Source organism: Hymenobacter cyanobacteriorum (assembly GCF_022631375.1).
Taxonomy (GTDB): Bacteria; Bacteroidota; Bacteroidia; order Cytophagales; family Hymenobacteraceae; genus Hymenobacter; species Hymenobacter cyanobacteriorum.
The window spans coordinates 804,527-823,217 of the sequence record NZ_JALBGC010000002.1 but is presented as its reverse complement, the minus strand read 5'-3'; the positions used below and the strand labels follow the sequence as shown (position 1 = coordinate 823,217).

13 protein-coding genes are annotated in these 18,691 nt (G+C 61.4%); 3 read left to right on the top strand and 10 right to left on the bottom strand.

Features of this window, described 5'->3' with window-relative positions:
* Positions 1–582 precede the first annotated feature (582 nt).
* Entirely contained in the window at positions 583–2,526 is a 1,944-nt protein-coding gene (locus tag MON38_RS08635) for a DNA topoisomerase IV subunit B (protein ID WP_241935760.1), read from the bottom strand.
* Between the two features lie 201 nt (positions 2,527–2,727).
* On the opposite strand from MON38_RS08635, the gene MON38_RS08630 reads away from it, so the two are divergent.
* Positions 2,728–3,921: an AI-2E family transporter gene (locus tag MON38_RS08630; protein ID WP_241935759.1), complete on the top strand. Its 1,194-nt coding sequence runs from the start codon at positions 2,728–2,730 to the stop codon at positions 3,919–3,921.
* A 165-nt stretch (positions 3,922–4,086) separates the two neighbouring features.
* Positions 4,087–5,571 carry an exonuclease domain-containing protein gene (locus MON38_RS08625; protein WP_241935758.1) on the top strand — a complete coding sequence of 495 codons (1,485 nt, stop codon included), beginning with the start codon at positions 4,087–4,089 and terminating at the stop codon, positions 5,569–5,571.
* 107 nt (positions 5,572–5,678) lie between these two features.
* Here MON38_RS08625 and acs read toward each other — a convergent pair whose 3' ends face one another.
* The 9 genes from acs to MON38_RS08580 form a co-directional block, all read right to left on the bottom strand.
* On the bottom strand, positions 5,679–7,589 hold the full coding sequence (acs, locus tag MON38_RS08620; RefSeq protein ID WP_241935757.1) for an acetate--CoA ligase: 1,911 nt from the start codon (positions 7,587–7,589) through the stop codon (positions 5,679–5,681).
* Between the two features lie 51 nt (positions 7,590–7,640).
* Positions 7,641–8,024 (bottom strand): response regulator transcription factor, encoded by a 384-nt coding sequence (locus MON38_RS08615; protein ID WP_241935756.1) that lies wholly within the window; start codon positions 8,022–8,024, stop codon positions 7,641–7,643.
* A gap of 97 nt (positions 8,025–8,121) precedes the next feature.
* Positions 8,122–10,953, bottom strand: a complete 2,832-nt coding sequence (locus MON38_RS08610; RefSeq protein WP_241935755.1) for a sensor histidine kinase — start codon at positions 10,951–10,953, stop codon at positions 8,122–8,124.
* A 134-nt stretch (positions 10,954–11,087) separates the two neighbouring features.
* Entirely contained in the window at positions 11,088–11,336 is a 249-nt protein-coding gene (locus MON38_RS08605; RefSeq protein WP_241935754.1) for a hypothetical protein, read from the bottom strand.
* A 96-nt stretch (positions 11,337–11,432) separates the two neighbouring features.
* Positions 11,433–12,920, bottom strand: coding sequence for an MFS transporter (locus MON38_RS08600; RefSeq protein WP_241935753.1), 1,488 nt, complete (start codon positions 12,918–12,920; stop codon positions 11,433–11,435).
* Between the two features lie 54 nt (positions 12,921–12,974).
* Positions 12,975–14,480, bottom strand: a complete 1,506-nt coding sequence (locus tag MON38_RS08595) for a hypothetical protein (protein ID WP_241935752.1) — start codon at positions 14,478–14,480, stop codon at positions 12,975–12,977.
* 182 nt (positions 14,481–14,662) lie between these two features.
* The gene (locus MON38_RS08590) at positions 14,663–15,085 is read right to left on the bottom strand and encodes an IS1/IS1595 family N-terminal zinc-binding domain-containing protein (protein WP_241935751.1); all 423 of its coding nucleotides are present in this window, start codon (positions 15,083–15,085) and stop codon (positions 14,663–14,665) included.
* Between the two features lie 86 nt (positions 15,086–15,171).
* A complete protein-coding gene (locus MON38_RS08585) occupies positions 15,172–16,107 on the bottom strand; it encodes a M28 family peptidase (RefSeq protein ID WP_241935750.1) in 936 nt (311 codons plus the stop codon).
* A gap of 150 nt (positions 16,108–16,257) precedes the next feature.
* On the bottom strand, positions 16,258–17,523 hold the full coding sequence (locus MON38_RS08580; protein WP_241935749.1) for an MFS transporter: 1,266 nt from the start codon (positions 17,521–17,523) through the stop codon (positions 16,258–16,260).
* A 204-nt stretch (positions 17,524–17,727) separates the two neighbouring features.
* On the opposite strand from MON38_RS08580, the gene MON38_RS08575 reads away from it, so the two are divergent.
* Positions 17,728–18,639, top strand: coding sequence for a flavin reductase family protein (locus MON38_RS08575; RefSeq protein ID WP_241935748.1), 912 nt, complete (start codon positions 17,728–17,730; stop codon positions 18,637–18,639).
* Positions 18,640–18,691 lie beyond the last annotated feature (52 nt).

Below are 18,691 nucleotides of genomic sequence, written 5' to 3'. Positions count from 1 at the left end.
TGGGTTCCTGCGCGTCGGCATCGGCGGCGGGCGAAAAGGCCGAAAGGTCAAAATCTACCGAGTCGCCGGGCTGCAGAAAGTGTTGGTCGGGAGCGTCGGAAGCAGGAGTATCAGTAGTAGCCACGTAAGAGAAGCGAATGAAGACGGCGAAGTGCCGCCAAAAGTACCGGAATCAGCGCGGAGCGCAAGCAACTTAAGCCGCAGCAGATTGAGAAAGTTCCCAATTTTATTAGCTTAACTACAGAAGCTCTGCCCTTAGCCAACAGCCAGCAAATTGGGGCTGCGACCCAAATTTCGCTAAATACTCGCCCAATTCCAAGCTAAATATACTAGCTATAGTACGCGGATTTACTGCTAAGCTTCGCCCGCTGTTTGGCAGCAACGACCAACAAAAAAGCTCGCGCCAAAGGCGCGAGCTTTTCCGTGGAATATGCCGACTAGTCTACCCCTAGCCGACGATGCAAAAGTACACAGGTTTTTCTTACGTGCAAGGCTTCGTTATTTTTTTTACACGTATTTATACCGGCTTGATGTTGAGCTTAACCGTGGCTGCATTAACACTCATTGTGTGCTCATTCCGGGCTATGCCAAATCTTCCAGCGGCACTTCGGCGGCGGGCAGCACGTCGGAGGTGATGAGGTCTTTCTCGAGGCGCAGGTTTTCGATGATGAACTCCTGGCGGGCGGGCGTGTTTTTGCCCATGTAGTACGTCAGCACCTGCTGAATGCTGCGGTCGGACTGCAGAATCACGGGTTCCAGCTTGATGTTCTCGCCGATGAACTTGCCGAACTCGTCGGGCGAAATCTCACCGAGGCCCTTGAAGCGGGTGATTTCGGGGTTCTTGCCCAGCTTGCGCATGGCGTTCTGCTTCTCCTGCTCGTTGTAGCAGTAGATGGTTTCCTTCTTGTTGCGCACCCGAAACAGCGGCGTTTCGAGAATGAAGACGTGGCCGTTGCGCACAAGGTCGGGGAAGAATTGCAGGAAGAACGTGAGCAGCAACAGGCGAATGTGCATGCCGTCCACGTCGGCGTCGGTGGCAATTACCACGCGGTTGTAGCGCAGGTGCTCAATACCTTCCTCGATGTTAAGGGCGTGCTGCAACAGGTTCAGCTCCTCGTTCTCGTACACGATTTTCTTTTTCAGCCCGAAGCAGTTCAGCGGCTTGCCGCGCAGGCTGAACACGGCCTCCAACTCCACGTTGCGACTCTTGGTAATGCTGCCCGACGCGGAGTCGCCCTCGGTAATAAACAGCGTGGTTAACAGCTCTTTTTCGGCCCCGTCCTTGGCGTTTTCGCCCAGGTGGAAGCGGCAGTCGCGCAGCTTGCGGTTGTGCAGGTTGGCTTTTTTGGCGCGCTGGTTGGCGAGCTTTTTCACCCCGGCCATGTCCTTGCGCTCCCGCTCGCTCTGTTCGATGCGCTTGCGCAGCGCTTCGGCCACCAGCGCGTTCTTGTGCAGGTAGTTGTCGAGGTGCTCTTTGACGAAGTCGAGGATGAAGCCGCGTACCGTGGGGCCGTCCTCGCCCATGTTCACCGAGCCGAGCTTGGTTTTGGTCTGGCTCTCAAACACTGGCTCCTGCACCCGCACCGAAATGGCGGCAATGATACTGGCCCGAATGTCGGAAGCGTCGTAATCCTTCTTATAAAACTCGCGCACGGCCTTCACCACCGCTTCGCGGAACGCGGCTAAGTGCGTGCCGCCCTGCGTGGTATACTGGCCGTTGACGAAGGAGTAGTACTCCTCGCCGTAGTCGTTGCCGTGCGTCATGGCCATCTCGATGTCCGGCCCTTTCAGGTGGATGATGGGATAACGCAGGTGCTCGACGTCGGCTTTGCGGGCGAGCAGGTCGAGCAGGCCGTTTTCGGAGTAGTACTTCTGGCCGTTGAAGTTAATCGTGAGGCCGGCGTTCAGGTAAACGTAGTTCCAGATTTGATTTTCGAGGTACTCCGGGATGAAGCGGTAGTTCTTGAAAATCGTGTCGTCGGGCTGGAACACCACCAGCGTCCCGTTGCGCTGGCTGGTTTTGGCGGGCTTGGGGTCGGCCGTGAGCTTGCCCTGGGCAAACTCGGCCGCCTTGAGGATGCCTTCGCGCACGCTCTGCACCAGGAAGTAGCCGCTCAGCGCGTTCACGGCCTTGGTGCCCACGCCGTTCAGGCCCACCGACTTCTGGAACACCTTGCTGTCGTACTTGCCGCCGGTGTTGATTTTGCTCACCACGTCGACCACCTTGCCGAGCGGAATGCCACGGCCGTAGTCGCGCACCTGCACTTTGGAGTCCGAAATTTTGATGTCGATGGTGCGGCCGTGGCCCATCACGTGCTCGTCGATGCAGTTGTCGACTACCTCCTTCACCAGCACGTAAATGCCGTCGTCGTAGGCCGAGCCGTCGCCGAGCTTGCCGATGTACATGCCGGGCCGCAGACGGATGTGCTCGCGCCAGTCGAGCGAGCGGATGCTGTCTTCGTTATACCCGTGGTCGGGGGCTTTGGCGGGGGTTTGCGGGGCGTCGGTCAGTAATTCGTCGTTCATCGGGCAACTGTATTCCAGTTTTGGGGTAAAATAACGCAGAAATCGGCGGGAGGGCAAGCTTTATTGCCAGCTTGCTTAGCACCGCGCACTAATTTCCTTAGTTCGCAACACCGCCGCCGGGCGGCGGGTTCACGCCCGCTGCCCGACTATCTCCGGCCCGGGCCGGTTCGTTTTTTTGCCTCACTCCCCTACTCGTTCCTCATGTTCCCACATGTAATCAGCCGCGCCGGCACGCGCGCCACCACTTCCGTGCCGCACACTGCGCCGGCCGAGGTGAAGCAGTCGCCCATCATTTACTACACTTTTCTGCTGATTGGCGCTTCGCTGCTGGTATTCGTGCTGCACAAGCTCGATGGCATCCTGCTGCCGCTGTTTTTTGCGGCGCTGCTGTCGGTGCTGCTGCTGCCCCTGGTGCTGCGGATGGAAAAATGGGGCTGGCCGCCGGTGCTGGCCATCATCGCGGCACTGCTGCTGATGGTGCTGGCCATTTCGGGCCTCATCGTGCTGTTTGGCACACAGCTGATGGAGCTACGCACCGAGCTGCCCTTGCTACAGCAGAAGCTGCTGGTGCTCTTCGACCAGGGCCAGCAGTGGGCGCATCAGAAGTTTGGGCTCGATGTGATGAGCAAAGATGAGCTGATTGCTACGTCGATGAAGTCGTTTAAGAAATCGGCCGGCGGCTACCTGGGCAGCACGCTCAGTACCACGGCCGGCGTGCTGAGCGTGCTTACGCTGGTGCCGATTTATATTTTCTGCTTTCTGTATTACCGCGACCACATGCGGCAGTTCATGTTCCGCTTCGTGAGCCCCGACAAGCGCACGGGTGTGCTGCAAACGCTGGACAACATTCAGACCGTGGTGCAGGCCTACATCTCGGGCCTGCTCACGGTTATCGTGATTGTGGCCGTGCTGAACGCCATTGGCCTGCTGGTGCTGGACGTGAAATTTGCCATTTTCTTCGCCGCTTTTGCCTCGGTTCTGGCCGTGATTCCTTACATCGGCATCCTGGTGGGCGCGACTATTCCGGCACTCGTCACGCTGGTCGAAACCGGCTCGCCGGCCCGGGCGGCGGCCGTGGTGGGGGTATTCGTGTTCGTGCAGTTTCTGGAGGGCAACTTCATTACGCCCATGGTCACGGGCTCGAAGGTGAGCATCAACCCCATGGCCGCCATCATCGCCCTGATTCTGGGCGGCGAGCTATGGGGCACGGCGGGCATGATTCTGAGCATTCCGTTGGTGGCGGTGCTGAAAGTGGTATTCGACGCCAATAAGTCGCTGGAACCGTGGGGCTTTTTGCTGGGTGATATTTCGGAGATGGACGAAAGCCACCTGCGTCGGCCCATGCCACAGCTGGGCTTTTTCGGGAAATTCTGGCGAATGGTGAAGAAGATGTAGCAACAAGCCCGTCATCCTGAGCGCAGCGAAGGACCTTGTTTACGTCTGTTATGACGTGATAAGGTCCTTCGCTACGCTCAGGATGACAGACCAGCCAGAAGCCTTCTGCAACCTTCTGGCTAGCTAAAACTGTTAGCTTAGCTCTCGACCAACTCCCGCGCCGCTTTGTACGCCATCATCGACCTTGAAACCACCGGCGGGCAGCCCACCCAGGACCGCATCACCGAAATAGCCATTTACATTCACGACGGCGAAAAAATCGTCGATGAATACGCCACGCTGCTCAACCCCGGCCGCAGCATTCCGCCCTTCATCACCCAGCTCACGGGCATCACCAACGACATGGTGAGCGACGCGCCCAAGTTCCACGAAGTGGCCCGCAAGGTGGTGGAAATGACCGAAGGTTGCGTATTCGTGGCCCACAACGTGCGCTTCGACTACTCGTTTTTGAAGAAGGAATTTGCCGATTTGGGCTACAATTACTCGCGCAAAACGCTGTGCACTGTGCGCCTCTCGCGCAGCCTCATACCGGGCCAGCCGAGCTACAGTTTGGGCAAGCTGTGCCAGAACATCGGCATTCCGCTCGAAGGCCGGCACCGCGCCGCCGGCGACGCTCACGCCACGGCGCTGCTCTTTGGCAAACTGCTCAAAATCACCACCGAAACCGAGGACCTGCCCCACGGCACCGACACAAGCCACACCCTGGCTCGCGTGGATGCCCTGGCCCCCGCCGGCCGCCGGCCCGACGGCACCAAAGCACCGTCGCCCAAGCGCGTAGCCGCCGTGCAGTCGGCGATAAAAGAGGCGCTGATGCCGCCGCTGCTGCCGGCCTCGGTAGTGGCCAATCTGCCGCAAGCCACCGGCGTGTACTACTTCCACAACGAGGCGGGCGAGGTGATTTACGTGGGCAAATCCATCAACATCTACAAGCGCATTCAGCAGCACTTTGCCATTGATGTGAAATCGCGCAAAAGCCTGGAGTTCAAGAATTCGATTGCCGACATTACCTGGGAGCTGACTGGCTCGGAGCTGGTGGCGCTGCTGTATGAGTCGCACCTGATTAAGCAGATGAAGCCGGCCTACAACCGGGCGCAGCGGCGCTCGGTGTTTCCGGCTGGCATTTACCTGCGCATCGATGAGCAGGGCTACAAGCGCTTGGCCTACGGCCGGGCCGATGCGCGTAACGCCGAAATTCCCATCATCGCGCTGGGCAATCAGTACAAGGCACAGGGGTTTCTGTACCACAAGGTGGCCAAGTACAACCTGTGCCAGAAGCTGTGCGGACTGTATAAAACCACCGGGCCCTGCTTCGATTATCAGGTGCACCGCTGCCAGGGTGCCTGTGTAGGCGAGGAAGCGCCAGAGAGCTACAATCTGCGGGTTGATGAGGCCATTGACAGCATCATCTACGAGCATGAGTCGTTTGTGGTGATTGGTGCCGGCCGGAGCGAGCTGGAAAAGAGCATTGTGCTGGTCGAGAATGGTCGCTACCGCGGCTTCGGCTACGTGGACGAGACGTTCTCGGCGCGCAAGCTGGCCGATTTCCGGGACGTGATTAAGCCCTACACCGACAACAAAGACATTCAGCAGATTATCCGTAACCATTTGCGCATCAAGCGCAAGGGCGAGAAGGTGAAGGTGTTTGGGTAATTTGCCCGTTTGTCATCCTGAGCGGAGCGAAGGACCTTGTCGCGTCAGAACAAATCGTTCAACGTGACAAGGTCCTTCGCTCCGCTCAGGATGACAAACGGGCAATGCTACTTCTTGCCCGCCAGAATCTCATCCACCACGGCCGGGTCGAGCAGCGTCGTCACGTCGCCCAGGTTGGTGGTTTCGCCCTCGGCTACTTTGCGCAGGATGCGGCGCATGATTTTGCCGGAGCGGGTTTTGGGCAGGCCCGACACGATTTGAATCTTGTCGGGCTTGGCGATTTTGCCAATTTCGGCCACTACGGTTTCGATGATGCTGGCCTCCCACTGTTTGGCTTCAGCGGCATTTTTGGGCGGGCCGTCCTGGCAGATGACGTAGGCGTAGATGCCCTGCCCCTTCACATCGTGCGGGTAGCCCACCACGGCCGACTCGATCACGTGCTCGTTCTGGTTGATGGCATTTTCGATTTCGGCCGTGCCGAAGCGGTGGCCGCTCACGTTAATCACGTCATCGACGCGGCCGATGATGCGGTAGAGGCCGTTTTCGTCGCGCCGGGCGCCGTCGCCGGTGAAGTAGTAGCCTGGATAAGGCTGGAAGTACGTTTGCTGGGCGCGCTCGTGGTCGCCCCAGGTGGTGCGGATGACGGCCGGCCAGCTGGCCTTGATGGCGAGGTAGCCTTCCTGGTCGTTGCCTTTGATTTCGGTACCGTCCTGGTTCAGCAGCACGGGCTGGACGCCGGGGAGCGGCAGCCCGGCCCGAGCGGGTACGCTGGGCGTGATGCCGGCCAGCGCCGAGAGCATGATGCCGCCGGTTTCGGTCTGCCACCAGGTGTCGACGATGGGGCAGCGGCCCTTGCCCACGTGCTGGTGGTACCAGTGCCAGGCCTCTTCGTTGATGGGCTCGCCCACCGAGCCCAGCACGCGCAGGCTGCTCAGCGAGTAGCTCAGCACGTTATCCAAGGGCGTGGCCATGAGGCTGCGAATGGCCGTGGGCGCGGTGTAGAAGATGGTGACGTTGTGCTTGTCAATCACCTCCCAGAAGCGGCCGGCGTCGGGGTAGGTCGGCACGCCTTCGAACTGCAGGCTGGTGCTGCCGGCCAGCAGCGGACCGTAGAGCAAATAGGTGTGGCCCGTGACCCAGCCAATGTCGGCGGTGCACCAGTACACGTCGTTTTCTTCCACCTGAAACACGTTGCGGAAGGTGTAGTCGGCCCACACCATGTAGCCGGCGGTGGTGTGCACCACGCCCTTGGGCTTGCCGGTGCTGCCGCTGGTGTAGAGGATGAACAGCGGGTCTTCGGCCTTCATTTCCTCGGCCGGGCAGGTCAGAGCCGCGCCTTTGGCTTCGTCGTGGTACCACACGTCGCGGCCTTCCACCATGTTCACGGGCCAGCCCAGGTGCTCGACTACGATGACGCGGCGCACACCAGGGCAGGTCAGCAGGGCTTCATCGACTACCGACTTAACGGGAATCTGCTTCGGTCCGCGGTTCAGGCCGTCGGCGGTGAGGACGAAGTGGGCGTCTGCATCGTTCACACGGTCGGCAATGGCCGTGGCCGAGAAGCCCGCGAACACCACCGAGTGCACGGCCCCAATGCGGGCGCAGGCCAGCACGGCAATGGCCAGCTGCGGAATCATGGGCAGGTAGATGATGACGCGGTCGCCCTTCTCCACGCCGTTGTTCAGCAGCACGTTGGCGAACTGGCATACCTGCTGGTACAGCTCGCGGTAAGTGAGGCGCAGGTGGCGGGTTTTGGGGTCGTTGGGCTCGAAGATGAGGGCGAGCTTGTTGCCGCGCTGGGCCAGGTGGCGGTCGAGGCAGTTCTCGGTGATGTTGAGGCGGGCCCCGTCGAACCACTTGCTCTCGCCAGCTGGCGAAAACTCGCCGCTGCGCACGGTGTCCCACTTGCGGCGCCAGGTGAAGGGCTCGGCAACTTCAGCCCAAAAGCCGTCGGGGTCTTCCACGGACTTTTGGTAGGCGGCGTGATATTCTTCGAGGGTGCGGATGCGGGCGTGCATGGCTTCAGTTAAAATAAAAGTTGAGAGTTAAATGTTGGAGGTTTGCAGCGGTTAGGCGGCGGCCGGCGTGGTGAGCAGCTCGCGCACTTTTTCCATGAGCTGGCGGGTGCTGAAAGGCTTGGGAATGTAGAGGTCGGCCCCGACGGCATAGCCCTTGGCTACGTCGGCCTCGCGGCTTTTGGCCGAGAGAAAAATGACTTTCGTGCTGGTGCGGTCGGGCCGCTGGCGCAGCTGGCGGCACACTTCGAGGCCGTCCACGTCGGGCATCATGATGTCGAGCAGCACGAGGTCGTAGGGCGTTTGGTCGATGGCGGCCAGGGCCTCGGTGCCGTTGCGAGCAATGCCAACCTGGTAGCCATTCTTGCGCATCAGGAATTCGAGCGACATCACAATATTGGGCTCGTCGTCAACAATGAGAATGTGGGGCGTTTTCATGCAGGTGGAGGTGGGTGGTGGGGAGCGGTAGAAGAGGAGGAAAGACGGTCATGCAGAGCGCAGCGAAGCATCTTTACCGCGTAACGCAATTATTCACTTACTGCGGTAAAGATGCTTCGCTGCGCTCTGCATGACGTTTTGGGTCATTCTGGGTAATGCCGCCCCGCAGCAGCGGCAGTTCCACAAAAAAGCGCGCGCCCTGGTCCAACGCGCTTTCGACCCAGATGCGGCCGTGGTGGAACTCCACGATTTTACGGGTGATGGCCAGGCCCAGGCCGGTGCCTTCGGGCTTGCGGGTGGTCTGGTTCTGGGCCTGAAAGAACTTGTCGAAGATGAGGTGCTGGGCGGCGGGCGAAATGCCGCGGCCATTGTCTTCCACGCACAGCAGCACGAGCTCGGCCGCGGGCCAGGCCAGCACGGCAATGCGGCCCGTGCCGTCGGAATGGCAGGCTTTGATGGCGTTAGAGAGCAGGTTGACGAGCACCTGCATCAACCGGTCGCGGTCGGCGTAGAGAACGGGCAGGTCGGCGGGGGTGTCGACATGCAGGGTGATGTGCTTGTCGCGTAGCAGCTGGCCCACGGCGTCGAGGGCTTCGGCCACGAGGTCGGCCACGGGCACGGCGGTGCGGTCGAGCGTGGCCTGACCGGATTCAAACTTCTCCAAATCGAGCACCAATGAAATCAGGCGCGTCAGGCGCTCGGCCTCGCGGCCGATGGTGAGCTGGAAGCGCTGCTGCTCCTCTGCCTCCAAATCGGGGTTATCGGCCAGGATTTCGGCCAGCGCCCGAATGCTGGTGAGCGGCGTGCGCAACTCGTGCGTTACGGTGTAGAGGAATTCGTCCTTGCGCTGGTCGAGGGCCTGGAGCTGGTCGTAGGCGGCGCGCAGTTCGTCGGTGAGGCGCTGCAGCTGGCGGCTCTGCTTCTGCAGCTGGCGGTTGGCCTCCAGCAGCTGCTGGCTCTCCTTGAGAATGCCCACCACGCTGGCGTAACTGATTTCCTCCGCCCCTGCCACCGAGGCCACCAGCATGCGCGCCGACGCCGGCCCCAGAGTGCCCGCCAGCAGCTTCTCGGCGTAGTTGAGCAGGCGCGGGTCGGCGGTGGTGAGTTGGTTAGTTGGTGAAATGGTGAGGGGTGAGCTGGTGTCGGCTTCTGGGGCCATGGCATCCGGAAAACGGTCGGCAAAGGCGCGCAGGGCCTGGTTGGTGCGTTTTTTTCCGAGGAAACCGAGGAGCAGCGCCCGCACATCGGGGAACGGGGTGCGGCCCTGCCAACCGGTGATTTCCTCGGCCAGGCTGCGGCGCGTGAAGACATCGACGAACACGTCGGCCTGGCGTAGCTCCAGCGCCGTGGGCGGCCAGGCCAGCGACAGGCCCACGTAGAGCCCAATGTTGAACAGCCAGCTCCAGAACAGCCCGTGCGAGAGGTAATCGAGCCCTTCGAGCCCGAACAGCGCGAAGGGCCGCAGCGCCGAAATATGACCCACTCCTTCCGTCAGCACCGACTCAGGCAAGCGGCCCGGCCCCACCAGCGTGGGCAGCACCAGCGTAAAGAACCAAATGGCAAAGCCCGCCAGCAGGCCCGCCGTGGCCCCGCGCCGGGTGCCGCCCTTCCAATACAGCCCGCCCAGCACGGCGGGCACGAACTGCGCCACCGCCGCGAACGACACCAGGCCGGTATTCACCAGCGGGAGCTGCTTGCCCACTTCGGCGTAGTAGCCGTAGGCCAGCAGCAGCACCAGCACCACGGCCAGGCGGCGGCTTTCGAGGGCCACGCGACCGAGGTAGGCAAACCAGCGCGTTTGGCCCTCGGGGCGGCCGGCGGGCACGCGCACAAGCAATGGCATAAGCAGGTGGTTGCTCATCATTACGCTCAAGGCAATGGTTTCGACGATAATCATGCTGCTGGCCGCCGACAGCCCACCCAGGTAGGTAAGCAGTGCCAGCCACGAGTGGCCGGCCGCCAGCGGCAGGGCCAGCACGTAGGTGTCGGCGTCGAGGCCGGTGTGGCCCAGCTTCAGCATGCCGCCGAAAGCAATGGGCAGCACAAACAGGTTGATGATGATGAGGTAGAGTGGAAACAGCCACATGGCCTTGCGCAGGTGGTTTTCGTCCACGTTCTCCACCACCGCCACCTGAAACTGGCGCGGCAGCAGCAGCACCGCCGACATGCCGAGCACCAGCAATGTGAACCACTCGGTCCCGCTCGTGCCGGAGCCGTGCAACGTGAACAGCTGCCGCAGCGCCGGCACGGCGGCCGCTTGGTCGAACACGTCGGTAAACCCGTTGAATATCCCGAACGTGACGAAGCCACCCAGCACCAGAAACGCCACCAGCTTCAGCAGACTTTCCACGGCTACAGCCAGCACAATGCCCTCGTGCCGCTCGGTGGCTTCCACCGAGCGCACTCCGAACAGAATAGTGAACACCGCCAGCGCGCCCGTGGTGTAGAGCGCCGTGGTAGCTGCCGGCCCGCCCACGCCCGCCCCACTGCCGGTGAGCGTGACAAATGAGGCAGCAATAGCCTTGATTTGCAGCGCGATGTAGGGCACAATGCCCAGCACGCACACCACCGTGACGAGCGCACCCAGCCCGGCGCTTTTGCCGTAGCGGGCCGAAATAAAGTCGGCAATGGAGGTAAGCCGCTGCTGCCGGCTGATGCGAATAATTTTGCGCAGCACCAGCCACCAGGCCGGGGCCAGCAACGTCGGGCCCAGGTAGATGCCCACGAACTGCAGGCCGTTGTGCGCCGCCCGGCCTACCGAGCCGTAGTACGTCCAGGCCGTGCAGTACACGGCCATGCTCAGGGCGTACACATAGGGGTTGCTCACGAGGCTTTTCCGGGCTTCCGAGCGGCGCTCGGCGGCGTAGGCCACGCCGAAAAGCAGGGCCAGGTAGCCGAAGGAAAAACCAATGACGAGCAGCTTGGACATTTGATGAGTTGGTGGGTTTGCGTCCTAAAAAGAACGTCATGCAGAGCGCAGCGAAGCATCTCGCGTGCTGCCACTAATTTCTATCGATTGATTTACTGCCACAGGCGAGATGCTTCGCTGCGCTCTGCATGATGTCATCCTGTTCCATTGCCATCCTCCGCCTCTCCCCTTTTCCTCACCAGCCAGCCCGTCAGAGCTACCAGCGCAATCCACGTCACCAACACGTACAAATACAGCACCGGCACCCCGGCCAAGCGCCCGTCGTGGTCGAACACGGCCAGCAGCGGGTAGTTGAGCAGCACCCCGAAGAGCCCCGCCAGAAACAGCAGCTTCGGGCCGCGGCGCGGGGCCGGGCGGGATGCGGGAGAGTTGGGTGGAATCATGGCGGGAAAGAAGCTGAACCGGCTGTCAATCTAAGAAAAAGTCCGCCGGGCGCGGGGCCCGGCGGACTTTCGTACCGTTCCGCAGGGAATCATAAATTAGGCGGCGGGCTGGTCGTCAATCAGTTTCACGTTGCGCACGTCCTTCATCAGGGCCGAGCCCACGAAGAAGCAGATGAGCGCAATGGTGACCGGATACACCAGCCCCACGAGGCTGCTGTGCTCCTTAGCGAAGGTGCCGGCCGGCTGCGCGGCGGCCCACACACCAATCGAAGTCGCAATCAGCGGCACGAAGCCCCCAAACACGCCGTTGCCGATGTGGTAAGGCACCGACAGCGAGGTGTAGCGCACGCTGGTCGGAAACAGTTCGACCAGGTAAGCCGCAATGGGCCCGTACACCATCGTCACAAACACCACCAGGCAAAACACCAGCGCAATCATGGCCGGGATATTAGGAGTGAGGGCCTTCATCACAGCGGGCACGGCTTTGCCGGCGGCGTCTACCGTGGCGGGCGTGATTTCGGTGAGTGGCCCGGCAAACGCTTTGATACCGTAGAAGAGTGGAATGGTGAACAGCGCGCCGCAAATCATACCCGTCATAATGATTTTCTTCCGGCCGATACGGTCGGACAGCGAGCCAAAGTACACGAACAGCGGCGTGGCCAGCAGCATGGCCACTACCATGATGACGCTCGAATGCACGATGTCGAGCTTGAGCGTAGCATTCATGAAGGTGAAGGCCTGAAACTGGCTGGTGTAGAAAATCACGCCCTGGCCCATCGTCACGCCGAACAGGGCGATGAGGACGAGGCGGCGGTTCACGGGGTTCACGAACGAGTCACGCAGGGGGCTTTTGCTGGTGGTGCCGGTGGCCTTGGCCTTGGCAAACAGCGGCGACTCGTGCAGCTTGCGGCGGATGTAGTACGAAGCCACCAACAGGAAACCCGAGAGCAGGAACGGAATGCGCCAGCCCCACTCCTTAAAGGCATCTTCACCCAGCATTTTGCGGGTAATCAGGATAACTGTGATGCTGAGAATGAGGCCGCCAGTGGCGGTAATCTGAATGAAGCTGGTGAAGTAGCCGCGCTTGGCATCGGGGGCGTATTCGGCCACGTAGGTGGCGGCCCCGCCGTATTCGCCGCCTAGGGCCAGGCCCTGCAGCAGGCGCAGCACCACCACAATGGCCGGGGCCGCCAGCCCGATTTTGTCGTAGCTCGGCACCAGGCCCGTGATGAACGTGGCCCCGCCCATAATCAGCAGCGTAACGAGGAAGGTGTACTTGCGCCCAATCATGTCGCCGAGCCGGCCGAAGAACATGGCCCCGAACGGCCGCACCACGAAGCCCGCGCCGAACACGGCCAGCGCGCCCAGCAGCGTGTCTTCAATCTTGCCCTTCGAGCCAAACAGCACCGGCCCGATGATGGCCGCCAGCGAGCCGAAAATGTAGAAGTCGTACCACTCAATCACGGTGCCGACCGACGAGGCCGTGATAACCTGCCAGATGGTGCTGGTGGAAGTCGTGTTGTTGTCGTGCGCCACGGCGGCATCGCCGGGCGCGCCGTAGGGCGGGTTTAAACTCTGTTCCATGCGTTTAGTCAAGAAAAAAGGGTTAGAAATTCAGCAGCAAGCAACGGCCCGGGCCTACAAAAACACCTGCGTCTGCAGCGTGATTTCGGGGCGGTACTGCACGTCGTTCACGTTGGTGAAATCGGGGCGCGGGCGGTAGTTCAGGGTCACCTTGGCGTTGTGGCCGTCGAGCAGCACGTTCAGGCCGGCGTCCATGATATTCACGCCCTTGGTGCTGCCGTCGCTGGTTTTCAGGCCCTCGTAGTTGGCGTGCTGATAGGCCACGTAAGGCTGCAGGCGGGCTTTGGGGCCGAGCAGATTTTTGGGCAGCAGCAGGCCCACCTGCCCGTAGAATACCCCGCCCGTGCCCGACTGCGGCACGGCGTTGCCGCGCAAGGCCGAAGCTCCGTAGCCGGGGTTTTCGGCCCCTACAAAGCGCACATGGTTGGGCCCCATGTTGAAATTGTAGTACACCCCGTACAGGGTGATGGCCGTGCGCGAAGTGGTGTCAAGCGGGGCGTCGTAGAAGGCATCGACGCCCAGCAGCACCATATCGTGCTTGTTGGTCGCCACGTTGGCAAACGGGTCGGCCGTCACGGCCGAAGTCACGTTAACGGCACTGCCCGCCGAGCGCGAATACATGGCGTCCTTGTTGTACAAAAAGCCCGTGCCGATGGAGAATACCCGCTTCGTGCCCAGGTAAGTGCCCTGCATGTAGGGCAGCAGGTTAGCCTCCGGCTCCAGAAAGTTGTAGCTGAAATAACCCTGGTAGATGTGGTTGGTGTTCTGCGGATTGTAGTTGGCCACCCCGGTGCCGGTGCTGACGGCGGGCGTAGTAGTAGTGGCCGCCGTGGTGGTGCCCAGCGAAAGCGGCGTGCTGGTCTGGTTGGTGAGGTAGGCGTCGTTCATCGACAGGCGGTAGTCGAACTTTCCGATGCGGCCTTTGGCGTAGATGCCCAGCAGGCGCGCAAACTGGTCGCTGGTTTCGATGATGGGGAAGTTGGTCAGCGGCAGGTCCATGGGCAGAATGCTCGTGGTGCTGGCGCTGCTCAGGCGCGAGATGCCGTTGAAGTAGTGCAGGCCCGCGCCCAGGCTCAGGTACTTGTTCACCTTGTACTCCGTCACGGCTTCGTGAATGAAGAACTGCGGCTTTTTGCCATCGGTGGTGGGCGCTACGCCCCCGCTCACTGCGTTTTGGTTGTTGATACCCAGGTGGGTATACACCAGAAAGCGCGGGTTGAGCTGGGCAATGAGCACCATGCGCGAGCGCCGGATACCAAAGTCGACCTGGCTTTCCTTGGGCTGGTTGGGGGCACGCAGCGTGCCGGTGTTGTTCTCGGTGTAGCGGGCGTACACTTGGGTCCAGAGCATCAGGCGCAGGTATTTGGAGCCGTCGGGCGAGATGTTTATTTTCATGCCCGGCCCGTAGGCCGCCGATTTGGCCGGGGCCGCCGGCGTGGGCGGCGGGGCTGGCGTGGCGGGCGGCGGGGCCGTGCCCGTGGCGGGCGGAATAACCTGGCCGAAAGCCGTGCCGGTCAGCAACAGGCCCCCAAGGGCCAAGGCGTAGCGAGTGTGTCGCATGGGGTGGGAAAGATGGTGGAACAGAAACGCGGCCGACTGGCAGGCTTCTTCAGAAGCAGATTCTGAAGAGGTTCCGCACGTGGCCACCCCGGCCGAAACCGTTGGTTTGGTGAAGTAGCACCTTTTCTGCGCCGCCAGCTACCCGGCCGCTATCGTTTTGCTAAGCAACTATATCCGCGTCCCTACCCCGCCCGAAACCGTTCCCAGCGAATCACCATGAACTTATCGCCGAGCTCCGTCACCACCATGCCGGCTCCTTTCAGGTTGCCCGGCACCTGAAAAAATTCGGCCAGCTCCTTGTGATTAAGTATTTTATAGGTGGGATGGTAATCGGTCTGGCGCGGCGCTTTCACGCCGTATTTCTTCACCCAGTTCATCACGCTCACGTGGCTCACGCCCAGCAGGCGCTCAATCTCGCGGTAGCTCACGCCTTCAATGTAGAGCTGCAACGCTTTGATGACGTAGTAGCTATCGACTTCGCGGCCCACTTTGGCCACCGTGTAGTGGTAGCCGCACTGCCGGCACCGAAACCGCTGCCGCTCGTTGATAACGCCGCTTTTGGTGGCTTCGATGGCGTTGCATTTGGGGCAGGCGGGCGCAGTCATGGGGCACAATCGTTTGGGGATTCAGCCAAAGCTACACTTATTTAGCAAACATATACCAGTTTAGCAAATAATTACTAGCCTACTTATCAAAATGCATTGCCCAGTACGGTGGCCAGCAGTGCATCCACGGCCAGGCCCAGGCGGCGCATATCGAGCCGGGCCAGGATGTCGGTGGCCTCGTGGTAGCTGCGGTTGCGGTAGAAAGCTGTGTCGGTGAGCAACACCGCCGGGTAATCGAATTTCCAGTAGTTGAGGTGGTCGGAAAAGTCGATGCCGGGCAGCCACGCCGGGGCCTTGAAGCGCTTCACCGGCAGCGTGGCCGTCGCCCGGTATTGCCGCGCAAAGCGCCGCCCGAACCGGCCATTGCCGAATTTCTGGGCCACCGTCACATAGTTGCCCCGGCTGCCGTAGATGAGTTTCAGCGGGCCGATGGGGTACTGCTGCGAACCCCGGCGGTCGTCGTAGTAGCCCAGCATTTCGAGCGCTACCATACCGCGTACTGGCACGCCGGCGGCCTTTAGCGCGGCGGCGTGCACGTAGCTGCCCATCTGCGACGTGCGGAAAAACGGCGGTTCCTCCAGCGTGTAGGCTACTAAATCGATGCGATTCGGGAGGCGGGGTTGTTGGCCCAGCAGGCGGGCCAGCTCCAGCAGGGCGGCCACGCCGGTGCCGTTGTCGTCGGCTCCCGGCTGCTCGCCGCACACATCGTAGTGCGCCCCGATTATCAGGCGCGTGCCATCCAATGGGCCAAACGAGGCCAGCACGTTACGGTACGTCTGGCCCCGTACCGCGTAGGGTTGCTCGCCCACGGAGTGCGCGCCGGCCGCCCGGAGCTGGCGGCTCAGATAAGCGGCCACTGAATTGAGCACGGCCGGGTGCTGGTAGCTGCGCGGCTGCGGCGTGGTGGTGAGAAATGTCAGGTACCGGTGGAGGCGGGCGGTATCGGCGGGCGCGACTGAAGGTGCCGCTTTTGCTTCGCCCAGCAGCAGGCCTAGTAGCAGCGCCGAAAGGATTATTTTCATGCGATTTATTATCGGATTAATGGAAGCAGAACGTGGTAGAGACGCAATATTTTGCGTCTCGTCGTTGAACGACCGAACTCGCACCGTTCACACGTCATCGTTCAATGACGAGACGCAAAATATTGCGTCTCTACCCCAAGCAAGACGGCCCTACGCCTCTTCCACATAATCCAGCTCCTTGCCGTATGTCTCCGGCAACGTGCTGGCGCTGAAAAACGCCAGTCCCAGCAGCACCGCACCAATTAGCGCCGCCGCGCCCACCATGCCCAGGGCGGGTGCCTCCTTCAGGCTTTTAAACAGCAGCGCCACCAGCACCAGCGAGCCGCGGGCGAAATTGGGAGCCGTGGTGGCCACCGTGGCCCGGATATTCGTCCCGAATTCCTCGGCCGCCACCGTCACGAACAGCGTCCAGAAACCGCCCGCAACGCCGATGAGGAAGCACGCGAAGTAAAAGGCCGAGACACTGGCGCCATTCAGCCCGAACAGGAAATACGCTACCGCCGTTGCGCTGCCCACGAAAAACATGCGCAGCACCCGCAGCCGGCTGCGCAAGAGCTGCCCCAGCGCGCCACTCGTGAAATCGCCGAGCGTGCAGCCCAGGTAGCACCACGCAATGCTCGCGCCGCCCGTTACCGCGCCCTGCAGATGGAACGCGCGGCCGAATTCCGGGGCCAGCGTAATCAGAATGCCCGCCATAAACCAGAACGGGATGCCCAGCAGCAGGCAGCGCAGGTACTTCGAGGCCCGGAAGCGGTTGGCAAACAAGCTCAAAAAGTTGCCGCGCGTAACGCCGGCCTGCCGCGTGTGTTCGAACATGCCCGACTCGAACACGCCTGCCCGCAAGGCCAGCAGCCCCAAGCCCAGCCCGCCACCCATGAAATAGGCATTGCGCCAGCCGAAATGCTCGCCCACCCAATAGGCCAGCAGGGCGCCCGGCACGCCCACCGACGTGACCAGCATGGTGCCGTAGCCGCGTTTTTCCTTGGGCAGCGTTTCCGAAACCAGCGTCACGCCCGCGCCCAGCTCGCCGGCCAGTCCAATGCCGGCAATCAGCCGCAGCCAAGCGTACTGGTCCACGGTCTGCACGAAGCCGTTGGCAATGTTGGCCAGCGAATAGAGCATAATGGAGCCGAACAGCACCGAGAGGCGGCCGCGCTTGTCGCCCAGCATGCCCCAGAACAAGCCGCCGAGCAGCATGCCGCCCATTTGCATGTTCATCAGGTAGAGGCCTTTGTTGGTGACGTCGGCGGGGTCGGTAATGCCGAGGTCGTGCAGGCTCTGCACCCGCACAATACCAAACAGCACCAGGTCGTAGAGGTCGACAAAATTGCCCAGCGAAGCCACCAGCACAATGGCGCTGAAGACGCCCACGGCGGGGCGGGTGGTAGTAGATGGAGTAAGTAGCGGTTGGCTCACGGGCAAATGGTTGGGATTGAATCTGCAAACCTGCGGATTTATTTTGGAACGGGACTCAGCTGCATGTCGCGTCTGTCATGCTGAACGCAGTGAAGCACCTTATCACGTTTGGATGGCTCGTTCAACGGTAATAAGGTCCTTCGCTAAGCTCAGGATGACAATTCCTCCGTACCATTCCATCCACCGCCGTTTCTTTGCGGCCCTATGGCCGATTTCCACTCCCTCACCCCCGCCGACCTCACGCCCGCCCAGTGGCACCCGTTTCTGGTAGGCGCCGTGGCCCCGCGCCCCGTCGCCTTTGCCAGCACCATCGACGCCGAAGGCCGCGTGAACCTAAGCCCCTACAGTTTCTTCAACGCCTTCAGCTCGAACCCGCCCATTCTGGTGTTTTCACCCGCCAACCGCGTGCGCGACAACACCCAGAAGCACACCCTGCAAAACGTGCGCGAAGTGCCCGAAGTCGTCATCAACATCTGCGACTACGCGCTGGTCGAGCAGATGTCGCTGGCCAGCACCGAGTACGGCAAGGGCGTGAACGAATTCACCAAAGCCGGCCTCACCGAGCTGGCTTCCGAGCAGGTGCGCCCGCCGCGCGTGGCCGAAGCGCCCGCCGCCTTCGAGTGCGTGGTGGAGCAGATTATTGAACTGGGCCAGAACAACGGGGCCGGCAACCTCATCATCTGCCGGGTGGTGCGCGCCCATTTCCGGGCGGATATTCTGCTGCCCGACGCCACCGGCATCGACCCATTCAAGCTCGATGCCGTGGCCCGCCTCGGCGGCGACTGGTACTGCCGGGCCAGCGGCAGCAGCCTGTTTGAAGTGCCCAAGCCCAATCGCCACATCGGCATCGGCATCGACCAGCTGCCCGCGCACCTGCGCACCTCCGACGTGCTCACTGGGAACGAACTCGGCCGCCTCGCCAACATCGAGCGTGACGCCCTGCCCACGCCCACTCAAATCGCCGAATACCAAACGGAGCCGATGGTGGCCTACCTCTTGAACAAGCACCGCAATAACACCTTGGAGCTAATGCAACAGCTGCTACATCTGGGCCGCCAGTTGCTAGCCGAAGGCCGGCTGGTGGAGGCGTGGAAGGTGCTGCTGATGCTGGAATAATTGGCCACGCGGCGGCGCTTTTCGTTAACCGGGGCATTCTTCAACTGCCAAA